The organism is Streptomyces sp. WZ.A104 (assembly GCF_002382885.1).
Taxonomy (GTDB): domain Bacteria; phylum Actinomycetota; class Actinomycetes; order Streptomycetales; family Streptomycetaceae; genus Streptomyces.
Map to the genome: position 1 here is coordinate 1 of NZ_NWVL01000130.1, position 10,955 is coordinate 10,955.

9 protein-coding genes and 1 pseudogene are annotated in these 10,955 nt (G+C 76.3%); 4 read left to right on the top strand and 6 right to left on the bottom strand.

The annotated features are described in order from the left end of the window. Window positions 1–134: 134 nt before the first annotated feature. Window positions 135–695 (top strand): annotated as a pseudogene (locus tag CIB93_RS35900) (glycosyl hydrolase family 18 protein); the annotation flags it as partial. A gap of 184 nt (window positions 696–879) precedes the next feature. Here CIB93_RS35900 and CIB93_RS37335 read toward each other — a convergent pair. Next, window positions 880–1,035 carry an SCO1431 family membrane protein gene (locus tag CIB93_RS37335; RefSeq protein ID WP_107471004.1) on the bottom strand — a complete coding sequence of 52 codons (156 nt, stop codon included), beginning with the start codon at window positions 1,033–1,035 and terminating at the stop codon, window positions 880–882. Between the two features lie 497 nt (window positions 1,036–1,532). Between CIB93_RS37335 and CIB93_RS35910 the strand changes: the two genes are divergently transcribed. The 3 genes from CIB93_RS35910 to CIB93_RS35920 all read left to right on the top strand — a co-directional run bounded on the left by CIB93_RS35910 (window position 1,533) and on the right by CIB93_RS35920 (window position 4,649). After that, a complete protein-coding gene (locus tag CIB93_RS35910) occupies window positions 1,533–2,132 on the top strand; it encodes a DinB family protein (protein WP_096632986.1) in 600 nt (199 codons plus the stop codon). A 356-nt stretch (window positions 2,133–2,488) separates the two neighbouring features. Continuing rightward, the gene (locus CIB93_RS35915) at window positions 2,489–2,983 is read left to right on the top strand and encodes a hypothetical protein (protein ID WP_096632987.1); all 495 of its coding nucleotides are present in this window, start codon (window positions 2,489–2,491) and stop codon (window positions 2,981–2,983) included. A gap of 109 nt (window positions 2,984–3,092) precedes the next feature. Then, the gene (locus CIB93_RS35920; protein WP_096632981.1) at window positions 3,093–4,649 is read left to right on the top strand and encodes a PepSY domain-containing protein; all 1,557 of its coding nucleotides are present in this window, start codon (window positions 3,093–3,095) and stop codon (window positions 4,647–4,649) included. Window positions 4,650–4,775: 126 nt separating this feature from the next. Here CIB93_RS35920 and CIB93_RS35925 read toward each other — a convergent pair whose 3' ends face one another. The 5 genes from CIB93_RS35925 to eccD all read right to left on the bottom strand — a co-directional run. Next, window positions 4,776–5,498, bottom strand: a complete 723-nt coding sequence (locus tag CIB93_RS35925) for a hypothetical protein (protein ID WP_257002520.1) — start codon at window positions 5,496–5,498, stop codon at window positions 4,776–4,778. Further along, window positions 5,495–6,649 (bottom strand): type VII secretion protein EccE, encoded by a 1,155-nt coding sequence (locus CIB93_RS35930; protein WP_096632982.1) that lies wholly within the window; start codon window positions 6,647–6,649, stop codon window positions 5,495–5,497. The genes CIB93_RS35925 and CIB93_RS35930 overlap by 4 nt, the downstream gene beginning before the upstream one ends. Next, complete coding sequence (eccB, locus tag CIB93_RS35935) at window positions 6,646–8,142, bottom strand: type VII secretion protein EccB (protein ID WP_096632983.1); 1,497 nt, start codon at window positions 8,140–8,142, stop codon at window positions 6,646–6,648. The genes CIB93_RS35930 and eccB overlap by 4 nt, the downstream gene beginning before the upstream one ends. Window positions 8,143–8,163: 21 nt before the next feature. Beyond that, window positions 8,164–9,549: a S8 family serine peptidase gene (locus tag CIB93_RS35940; protein WP_096632984.1), complete on the bottom strand. Its 1,386-nt coding sequence runs from the start codon at window positions 9,547–9,549 to the stop codon at window positions 8,164–8,166. Beyond that, on the bottom strand, window positions 9,546–10,955 hold a 1,410-nt coding region (eccD, locus tag CIB93_RS35945), incomplete at its 5' end, for a type VII secretion integral membrane protein EccD (protein WP_096632985.1). The genes eccD and CIB93_RS35940, both read right to left, overlap by 4 nt.

Here is a 10,955-nt window from a genome sequence, read left to right on the forward strand (position 1 = left end):
CGGCGCCACCCTGCTCGGCGCCGCGGGCATGTCCCCGGCCGGCGCCGCCCCCGCCGCACAGCCGGCCGCGGCCCCCGCCGCCACCGAGGCCGCCCCCACGGCGGCGGGCGACAAGGTGATCGGATACTTCACCGGCCATCACCGCGGACGGCTCCGACGGCGGCAAGATCGACGCGGTGGACTACGCGTGGGCGGCCAGGCACCTCGACTGGTACCTGCCGATGACGTACGACTTCTTCGGCGCGTTCGCGGCCCAGGGGCCGTCGGCCCCGCACTCCCCGCTCACCTCCTACCCGGGCATCCCGACGGAGGGCTTCAACTCCGACGCCGCGATCTCCAAGCTGAAGGCCCTCGGCATCCCGTCCGAGAAGCTGCTGCTGGGCATCGGCTTCTACGGCCGGGGCTGGTCCGGCGTCACGCAGTCCGAGCCGGGCGGCAGCGCGACGGGGGCGGCGGCGGGCACGTACGAGGCGGGCATCGAGGACTACAAGGTCCTCAAGAGCACCTGCCCCGCCACGGGCACGGTCGCCGGTACGGCCTACGCCCGCTGGGGCAGCAACTGGTGGAGCTACGACACCCCGGAGACCATCGGCACCAAGATGAACTACAAGGACGAGCAGGGCCTGGGAGGCACCTTCTTCTGGGAGCTGAGCGGTGACACGGCGAACGGCGAGCTGATCAAGGCGATCGACTAGCCGTCACGGGCTGCGGAGCGGAGCGGGCAGGGCGCCGGGCGGGCGCCCCGCCCATTTCCGTACGCGCCCCGCCCTCTCCCGTACACGCCTCACCGTTTCCGTACGCGCCTCGCTGTCTCCGTACCTGCCCCGCCCGTTTGCGTACGCGCTGCCAGGCTTCCCGTACGCACCCCCGCTCCAGGCGTTACAGCAGGCCGAGCTGGGTGACGAGCATCGCGAAGACGACCACGAACGCCCAGCCCGCGAGGTGCTCCAGCAGCTTCGAGCCGTCGTCGGGGCCACCGGTGCGGGCGCGACGGGCGTGGTGGACGGTGGCTGCTGCTGCGGTGGTCGCGGTCATGGCGTCTCGCTGTTCGTCCGGCTTCGACTGGGGTCCCCCATATTCCGGTTCAGACTGCCAGGGGGCCGGGCCGCCAGGAACGAGATCCCGGTCACGGCAGGGCGGCCGCCGACGGCGGGGGATCTTCCCGCTCCCCCGGTACGAAGCGGAATATCGACCTCCGAGACGGTCGCGGGGAGGGCTCGGGAGCGGGGTTCGCTGTGGGCGACGCCACACCGCTCCCAGGGCTCAAGGGGCGTCCGCGCCCCAGACGAAGGCCTCGGTGCTCGGGCCGTGCTCGGAGAACCGGCCCGGCGGGGAGGCGTCCGCGAGGAGCCGCCGGAGGTCCGCCTCGAAGGCGTCGAGGCGGCCGGGGCCCCGGATCCCGCCGCGGCCGGCACCGCCGCCTCGCCGCCGCGCGTGCCGTGCGGAAGGACGCCGCGATCTGCCCGCCCTCGGGGGGCACAGACGGCGAAATGCCGGTGAGCACCGCTCCGATGATCGCCAGACTGGGTCCCATGAATGAATCAGACCCCAAGGACATTCTCCGCTTCTATCTGCAGAACGCCCGTGACGCCCTCCTGTGGAAGCTCGACGGGCTCCCGGAATACGACATCCGCCGCCCCCTCACACCGACCGGCACCAATCTGCTGGGGCTCGTCAAGCACGTGGCGAGCGTGGAGCTGGGCTATCTCGGCGACACCTTCGGACGGCCGTCCGGCGAGGCGCTGCCCTGGGTGGCGGAGGGCGCGGAGGCGAACGCGGACATGTGGGCGACCGCCGACGAGCCGCGCGAGGAGATCGTGGGCCTCTACCGCCGGGCGTGGGCGCACGCGGACGCGACGATCGACGCGCTGCCGCTGGACACGGTCGGCACGGTGCCGTGGTGGCCGAAGGGCCGGGACGACGTGACGTTGCACCATGCCGCGGTGCGCGTGATCGCCGATACGCACCGGCACGCCGGGCACGCGGACATCCTCCGGGAGCTCATGGACGGCGCCGTGGGGATGAACCAGGGCAACGACAGCATGCCGCCGGGCGGCACGGCGTACTGGACGGGGCACCGGGACCGGCTGGAGCGTGCGGCCCGGGACGCCGGGGAGAAGTACGGGGGCTGAGCCACCGGCCCGGGGCCGGGGGCGGGTGGTCCTCCGGCTCCGGGCGGGGACTGAAGCGGGCGGGAGGAGGAGCGGGGCGGATCGGGCTCACGGCCGGAGTGGCCGGACATGCATACCCAGCGCCTGAATTCGCGCGGGAGTGCTTTGGCCATGCGGCCGACTACTGCCCATGGGAAAGAGAGCGCAGCGCGGGACCCGGGGTCGGGCCCCTCGACTGCGCTGGCTACCTTGTGTCCATGCGTGCACGGGGCGGCTGGCCGACGCGAGCGGCCAGGGGCCTGCTCTGCGCTTCGGCCTGCCTGCTGCTCGGCGCCGTCAGCCATGTCGCGGCGGGCGGGCAGCTTCCCGGCACGGGAGTGCTCACTCTCCTGTTCCTCGCCCTGACCGTGCAGGGGGCCCTGCTCTTCGGGGGGCGGCGGCGCCGCTTCGACGTCGTGACACTCGTACTGGGCGGAACGCAGTTCGGCCTGCACAACGCCTTCCACTTCCTCGCCGCACCGCAGCCGGCCATCCACGGACACCACTTGGCCGGGGGGTCCGGCGGCCACGCCATGCACGCAGGCTCCGGGTATGCCATGGCCGGGGGCTCCGGGCATGGCATGGACACCGGGATGACCCTGGCGCACGCGGCGGCCACGCTCGGAACCGCCCTCTGCGTGATCCACGGGGAGCGGGTGCTGCGACGCCTCGCGGCTCTGCTCGCCCCTCTCCTCGCCCTCCGGCCCACTCCGCCGCTCCCCTGCCTCCCCCGGCTGCGCCGAGTGCCGCCGGTGGTCACGCGGATCCGGTTCGGGGCGCTCCTCGCCCGCTCCCGGCACCGGCGCGGCCCGCCGTCGGCGGCCCTGGCCTGACAGCCGCCCCGCTCAGCCGCAGACGCCGGATACGACCGGCGTCCATGAGGCATGCCTGCGGGGCTGTCCGGTCGCGCGTCCGCCATCGCCCGCCCTTCGAGGAGCATCCATGTCTCGCAGAACCGACGAACTACCGCAGAACGACCACGATCCCACCGACACCGCCCCGGGCGGGCGGGCGACGGACGCACCGACGACGGACGGACCGCCCGCCGCGGGGCCTTCGCCCGACGCACCGGCACCCGGCGGGCCGGACCGCCCCGCGAAATCCGAGTCCGGGCAGCCCCGGTCCGCCCGCTCCTGGGAAGCCGTACGCCACCTCCTGGTGCGGCTGCACTTCTACGCCGGTGTGCTCGTCGCACCTTTCCTGCTGGTGGCCGCGCTGACCGGGCTGGCCTACACCTTCACGCCCCAGCTCGACCAGCTCGTCTACGGCGATCAACTGCGGGTCGAGAAGGTCGGGGACGAGCCGCTCCCGCTGGCGGAGCAGATAGCCGCCGCGCGGGCCGCGTACCCCGATGGCACCACGGCGTCGGTGATCACCCCGCCGGACCCCGAGGACACCACCCGGGTGGTGCTCTCCGTCCCGGAGCTGGACGACAAGCAGCGCACGGTGTTCGTGGACCCGTACACCGCCGAGGTCCGGGGCGAGCTGACGACCTGGTCCGGGTCGACGCCGCTGACCACGTGGCTCGACGACCTCCACCGCAATCTCCACCTCGGCGACACGGGGCGCCTGTACTCCGAAGTCGCCGCGAGCTGGCTGTGGGTGGCCGTCGCGGGCGGCCTGGTGCTGTGGCTCGGGCGCAGCCGCGGGCGGCGCGCGCGGTCGGCCCGGGGCGTGCTGCTTCCGGACCGTACGGCCCGGGGGGTGCGCCGGACCCGCAGCCTGCACGCGGCCACCGGGGTGTGGCTGGCGCTCGGGCTCCTGTTCCTCAGCGCCACCGGCCTCACCTGGTCGAACTACGCCGGTGAGCGGTTCGGACGACTTCTGGACGCGGCGAACGGCAACGCCCCCGCCCTCGACACCGCGCTCCCGGGTGCCGAGGCCCCCGCCGAGGACCACTCGGAGCACGCCGGGCACGGCGGTTCCGGCCAAGCGAAGGCCGACGCCTACCCGGCCGACTTCGAGGCGGCCCTCGCGGCGGCCCGGGACGCGAGCCTCGGCGGCACCGTGGTGATCACCCCTCCGGCGGACGCGGCGAGCGCGTGGGTCGTGGCGCAGAACGACAACGTCTGGCCGGTGCACTACGACCGGGTCGCCGTGGACACGAGCAGCGGCGAGATCACCTCGCGCACCCGCTGGGCAGACCACCCGGTCCTGAACAAGCTCAGCAAGCTCGGAGTCCAGGGGCACATGGGCGTGCTGTTCGGCGTGGTCAACCAGATCGTGCTGGCCGCCGTCGCGATCGGCCTGACCGCGGTGATCGTCTGGGGCTACCGCATGTGGTGGCAGCGGCGTCCCACCCGGGCCGACCGTCCGGCGCTCGCCGGGAAGGCCCCGGAGCGCGGGGCGTGGCGGCGGCTTCCGCTGCCGGTCCTGATCCTGGGCATCCCGGCCGTGGCCGCCCTGGGCTGGGCGCTCCCGGTCCTGGGAGTGACCCTGGCCGGGTTCCTCGTGGTCGACGTGGTGGCGGGGGCGCTGCGCCGGCGGCGTAGCGCCTGAGGCCCTGGCGGGGGCCGTCCGGCCGGCGGGGCCGCCGGACGGCCCCTGGGGGGGGATGTCCGGGCGCCCCCTGGACAGTCCCAGGAGGGACGCCTGGACGTCCAGGCGGGGTGTAGCTCCGGACGTCTAACCGGGCCGCAGTAGCGACGTCTCGGCCGGGGCGATGTCCGGCCGCAGCACATCCGCCCCGCCCGGCCGGAACAGTGCGATCTCGCCGTGGGCCAGGGACGCCGCCAGCCGTCCGGCCTCCGGCCCGAGGACCGGGGTGACGGCGTCGGCGTAGGAGGCGCCCAACACCAGTACCGCGTGCGGCTGTTGCCAGTGAGCGGAGCGGGCGGGCGCCCTCCTGACGACGTGCACGACGGTCGTCCAGGCCCCTTGGCCCACCGCTCTCCCCGGCGGCTTGGGCAGATCCGTCACCAGGGCCTGGGGCCCCGTGCCGGAGCCGGGAGCCGCGCCGGGGCGCGGGGGCCAGGCGCCCGCATCGTCGGTGACCGTCAGCCGCGTCCCGCAGGCCGCCCCGAGCGGCGTCCACAGCGACGGGCCCCGGGTCAGCGCCGTCACCGCGGCCCCGGTGGCGACGAGTCGACAGGCCAGCAGCCGGCCGAACAGCGACTCGCCGAGCACACCGATCCGGGTGCCGGCCGGCCCGTACGGCGCGAGCGTGACCGGCGCGCCCGTCCGGCCGGTGCCGAGGTGGATACCGGTGGGCACCGGGAACAGCGCGAAGTCCGCGCTCCGGCCTGCGGACCCGGCCGACCCGCCCGGACCGGGGCTGACCGGAAGGGCCGTCAGGTCCGGGCGGACGGGGGTGGCCGGGCGTGCCCGGGTCGTCCGTCGGAGGTTCATCGGGCTCCCGTCGTCAGGGGGCGGCGGCGGTCGGCCTCCGGGGCGAAGCCGGTGGCGGCCTCCAGCGGCCGGGCGGGGCGGGCCAGCGGCAGTGTCGCCACCAGCCCCGCGGGTTGTGCTCCGGTGAGCGGGAGCGCCGCGCCGCCGGAGACGAGCCGGTCGCGGCCCTCGGCGGCGCGCTGGGCCGCGCCGCTCACCAGCCGTACGGCGGCCCTGGTCTCGGTGCCCCGGGCTGTCCGGGCGACCGTCACGGCGGCCACGGTGCGGTCCATTCCGGTGCCCGTCAGTGCGGCGAGTAGCCGGTTCCAGTCCTCGGGGCCCTCCAGCCGGGCGGCGAGCGCGCAGTGGGTGCGGTGCGCGCCCGCCCAGCTGTCCGGCAGGGCCCGCCCCTCGCCATCCGCGTCACCGGCCTCCCGCAGCAACTCCCGTACCTGCTCGGCGTCCAGCGTCCGGGCGGAGACGCCGAGCCTCTCCAGCCGGGCGGCCAGCCGTGCCGTCGCGGCGGCCAGTGCCGTTCGGGCGCCGGCCGCGCCGCCGCCCCGGGCCTCGGCCACCTGGGGGGCGTCCCAGGGCTCGTAGCGCACGACGAGGTACGACCGCACCGCCACGGGCCTTGCAAGGGCCGGAAGCTGGCGGTAGGCCATGGTCGGCTCGAAGCGCTGGTGGAAGTCCCAGCTCGGCAGGCCGAACTGCTCCACCAGCAGCTGGACGGCCGCCGGGCGGGCCGCGTCCCGCGTCATCCAGTCCTCCAGGAAGCCGACGGCGGCCGACGGCAGGACGCCGGTGGGCAGCGCGAGGACGGCGGCATGGCCCCTGCCGTCGGCGAGGACGCCAACGGCCCGGCCGTTGCGGTCGCCGACCTCGGCCACCTCCAGCGGCGGCAGCAGCGTCGAGGCCAGGCCGAGTGCGGCATCCGGCGTCCGGCGTCCGTCCCCGGCGAGCGCTCCGCGCCACAGCCGGTCCAGCAGCCGTGCGTCCAGCCACTGGCCACGGCGGCGCAGCAGGGCGAGGACGCCTGCCGCCGTCCCCGCCCCGGCGAGCGTCCAGCCGGTGGGGCCGCCGAACGCGACGCCGGTGAGGAGGGCGGCCACGGCCGCCTGGAGTGTGACGGCGCGCGCCCGTCCGAACGCTCCGGTGATCGGCTTCCTCATGCGTCGTCCCCCTGTTCGCCCTTGCCCTGCTCCTCGTTGCGGCCCTTCTTCGCGTCTTCGTCGGCGGCTTCCTCCGCCGGGGCCTTCGACGCGCCGCCCTCGCCCCGGTGCTCGACGGCCGCCGCACGCGGATCGAGCACCGGCCCGCGCGGCAGCAGGTCGACGAACGGGGCGGGCAGGGCGGGCGCCTCGTCCGGGGTGAACCGCAGCCGTTCGACCGCCTCCGCCGTGGCGAAGGGATAGGCGGTTCCCGCGTCGGTGACCAGGGTGTACGTACCGCCCGCGCCGGCCGACGCGGTGGACCGGACGACCGCGCCCCGGCCCGGCCGGACGTAGACGCCGCTCACCGCACCGAGCCCGGTGCCGTCGGCGGGGGAGACGGCGGCGAGGCCCTTCGGCTCGGGGAGCGTGGCGGGCAGGTGGACGACGGCCTCCCAGGCGGCGTTGCCGGGGGCGGAGCCGGCGGGCGTGCTCACGCACAGCGGACGGCCCCGGTCCAGCCGGTCGGCCTTGGGCAGCCGTTCGGGCCAGGCCGGGTCGCCGGGCGCGGCGGCCGTGGAGCGGGGGGCCTTCACCGCCTGCACCGGGGTGAGCGTGTGCTCGGTCACGTCGGTGGCGCGCAGCAGTGCGTAGACGAGTTCGGAGACGGCGACCAGGCCGTCCGTACGCACGGTGTAGAACTGCGGGTTGACGCCGTCGAGGTCGCTGTGGACGACATCCCCGACCGCCGCGTCCACCGGGAGCCGGGCCGTCGTCGCACCGCCGTTCGCGGTCTTCGGCAGGATGATCGCCGGGGCCTCGGGGACGGTGGCCAGGAGGGCGTCGGGCAGGGGCACCCGCGCCGTGCGCTGGAGGCCCAGCGTGGCCGCGACGCCTTCGGAGAGCCGGTAGCGGCGGCCCTCGGCGAGCAGCCACAGCCCGCCGCCGGGCGCCTCCACGAGCACGGTGGCGGAGCGGGCGGCGGACAGGTCGCGGGCCGGGGCCGCCTGCGCGACGGAGACGTACACGTGGGTCCGCGCCTCGCCCTCGGTGTCGGTGGCGGGAACCGTGCACACCGTCCAGGGGTCCTTGGCGAGGTCCCCCCGCTCAGGCAGCGCGTCGGGCGCGGCGGGGATGCCGACGGGCAGCCCCCGGGGTGCCTTGTCCAGGGCCGCCCGCCGGACCTCGGTGACCTTGCCGCCGCCCACGAGCAGCGCCGACGTGAGGTTCAGGGCGGGGTGCACGGTCCCTTCGCTGACGACGTACCGGTCGCCGCTGCCGCTGACGACCACGGCCCCGTTCTGCGGCAGCGACGGGCCCCGGCCGCCGCCGAGCCACCCGGCGATACCGAATCCGGCCATGATGAGGATGCCCACGGCGACTCCCCCGGCCAGCGAACGGTTGAGCCGCCGCCGGGGGTCGCGCAGCGCCTCGTCGGCCCCCCGGAAGAGGCCGGTCGCCTGACGTTTGTTCTCGTAGGCGTGGGCTTCGGCGAGTTCACGTGTCGTGGCCATGGCGGTCCTTACGGAGATCCTTCACGATCGGGGGCGTGCGGGGGTGCGTACGGTCGTCCGGCCCGGGCCCGGCTCGGGTCGTCGCACCGGCGGAACGAGCTGCTCCGTGGTGCTCGGGGGCGGCGGCACCCGGCCCGCGCGCCCCGATGGGCCGGCGCTCCCTTCCCTCACCGGGCCCGGCCGCCAGCCGCGTGCGGCGGCCCGGCGCAGCACGGGCGCGCCCAGCAGGGCGAGGAGCACGGCGAACAGGAGCCCGCCGCTCCAGGCCAGGGCGGTGACCGAACGGGACGTCAGCCCGGACTCGTTCGCGGGAAGCGCCTGTACCGGGATGGCCCCGTTCAGCGCCGGGTCCCGGCCCGCGTCGCCGGTGCCCAGGTAGGTCAGCGCGGCGAACGGGTCGACGAGCCCCGCCCCCGTACGCGGGTCCCCGCCGCCGACGCCGACCGGGGCGGCCGACGCGGTGAGCCGGTCCGCCGTCTCCCGTGCCGTGAGGCCGGGGAAGCGGGCGCGGACGAGTGCGGCGGCCCCGGCGACCTGCGGGGCGGCGAAGCTCGTACCGCTGACCTGCTGGTATCCCGATCCGCCGGAGGCCGGGACGATCTCGTTCTCGCCGTAGGCCGCGATGTCGACCCAGGTTCCCTGGTTGGACTGCTCCATGGGTTCACCCGCCGCGTCCACCGCGCCGACCGCGAGCACACCGTCGTAGGCGGCCGGGTACATGGGCGCGTCGGTGGTCCCCTCGTTGCCCGCCGCGGCGACCACGACGACGTCGGCGGCCACCGCTCTCGCGATGGCCCTGCGGACCGGGGCGCGGTCCACGGGCAGGGCGAAGGACAGGTTGAGCACGCGGGCTCCGGCGGCCACGGCCTCGTCGATCCCGGCGGCCAGTGTGTTCGCCGTCGTCCGGTCCACGCCGTCCACCATCCGTACGGGGTGGATGCGGGCGCCCGGCGCCACCCCGCTGATCCGGGGTTCGCCGGCCCGGGAGGCGGCGATGATCCCGGCGACCCCGGTGCCGTGACCCTCGCAGTCCAGGTGCGGGGCGCGCGGGACCTGGCGCCGGAACTCCTCGGCCGAGCGCACGGTGACCAGCTCCGCGCCCGCGCCGACGGCACCCGCCAGCTCGGGATGGCGGCCGTCGACCCCGGAGTCGACGACGGCGACCGTGACTCCGGTGCCGTCTGCGAGGTCCCAGGCCTGGACGAGGCCCAGCCGGTCGGCGAGGGTGCGGCCCGTGGGGGTGTCCGGCAGCGGGGCGCCCGCCTTCGGGGGCCGGGAGCACGACGTGTCCACGGGCTTCGGCGCGGCCACGGCCTGCCCGTCGAGCCCCCACGGGCCGGGGACGGCCAGGAGCAGCAGGGCGAACGCCCCGAGTGCCCTGGCGGCCCCGGCCGTGCGCAGCCTCATGCGCGCAGCTCCAGGAGCGCCGTGTAGACGTTCCACACGGCGAGTACGAGAGGCACGACGGCGAGCAGCAGGAGCGTCTCGACGCTGTCCAGTGCGCGGGCGAGCCGGGGGTTGAGGCCGCGGCGGCCGCTGAAGACGGCGACGGCACAGGCGACCACGGCGACGACGAAGCACAGCGGGAGCAGGACGGCCAGCAGGGGCACCGGGCCGCCCGCGAACCGCAGGACCGCGCAGACCACCGCGCCGCACAGAACGGCCAGGCCTGCCGCGACGGCGGCGCCGACCTGGGCGGTGGCCCGGAAGAGACGGGACCGCAGCAGGGCCAGGAGCCCGAGCGTCCCGGCGAGGGCCGAGGGCCACAGCCCGCCGGAGGCCAGCAGGACCAGTGCACCGCCCCCGGTGACGAGGCAGGCCCCGGCCAGCAGCCCCGACAGCAGGCGACGGGCGGCCGCAACCCGCTTCGCCAGCGCCTCGTGCTCCGGCGGCTCGGGCAGGTCCTCCAGCTCCTCCGCCGTGGCGGCGAGCCGGGGGCCCGGCAGGTGGGCCAGGCGCAGCGCCAGCGGGGGCAGCAGCGGGGTCACGGCGAGGGCGAGCGCGGCGGTGACCGAGGCGGCCCGCACCGGGCCGGTGGACCAGACGAGGGCTATGAGGGCTCCGGGCGCGGCCAGCAGCCCCGCCGTGACGAGTGCGGCGAACGTGCCGTCTCCGCCGCCCACCAGCAGCGGGCAGCCCGCGCCGAGCACCGCCACGACGGCGCAGACGAGCAGCAGATGGCCCGCGCCGAAGCCGCCGCCCAGCAGGACGACGGCGCCCACGGCCGCGAACGGCGCGGCCAGCACCGCCGCGTAGGTACCGGCCGTGACATCCGCGAAAGCACGCGAGACGAGTGCGGCGAGGCCCAGCGTGAGGGCGGCCGCGACCAGGGCGAGCACGCCCGCGAGCACGCCCGGTGTCACGGCGAGCGCGGCGGCTCCGCCGAGAGCCGCCGCCGTACCGAAGGCCGCCGCCCCACGGCGTACGCCGGTGGCGGACCACGGCGCCCGGGCGCCGCCCTCCGCGATGACCTCGACGACGTCGTCGTACAGGGGGCCCGTGGTGTCCTCGGTGCCGTGCGCGAGGAAGAGCAGGTCGCCCTCGTGGACGTTGTGCGCGGACAGCGGGCGTGCGGCGTCGAGGCGGGTGCCGTCGTCCCGCCGCAGGACCCAGCCGCCGTGCTCCACGCCGCCGTCGGGGCCGATCTCCTCGCCCGCGTGACGTACGAGCGAGGGCATCAGCCGGGCCAGGGGGACGCCGAAGGGCACGGCGAGGTCGGCGCGACCGCGCGGCCCGGCGAGGGCGACCCGGCAGAAGCCGCCCGCGCCCCGCTCGGGCGCCCCGCCCTCGGCCCCGCCGACGGCGTGCGCGGG

Excerpts from the sequence above, each read along its gene's own strand:
- CIB93_RS35920 (WP_096632981.1), top strand. The coding sequence starts at position 3,093 with ATGTCTCGCAGAACCGACGAACTACCGCAGAACGACCACGATCCCACC.
- eccB (WP_096632983.1), bottom strand. The coding sequence starts at position 8,142 with ATGGCCACGACACGTGAACTCGCCGAAGCCCACGCCTACGAGAACAAA.
- CIB93_RS35925 (WP_257002520.1), bottom strand. The coding sequence starts at position 5,498 with ATGAACCTCCGACGGACGACCCGGGCACGCCCGGCCACCCCCGTCCGC.
- CIB93_RS37335 (WP_107471004.1), bottom strand. The coding sequence starts at position 1,035 with ATGACCGCGACCACCGCAGCAGCAGCCACCGTCCACCACGCCCGTCGC.
- CIB93_RS35910 (WP_096632986.1), top strand. The coding sequence starts at position 1,533 with ATGAATGAATCAGACCCCAAGGACATTCTCCGCTTCTATCTGCAGAAC.
- CIB93_RS35930 (WP_096632982.1), bottom strand. The coding sequence starts at position 6,649 with ATGAGGAAGCCGATCACCGGAGCGTTCGGACGGGCGCGCGCCGTCACA.
- CIB93_RS35940 (WP_096632984.1), bottom strand. The coding sequence starts at position 9,549 with ATGAGGCTGCGCACGGCCGGGGCCGCCAGGGCACTCGGGGCGTTCGCC.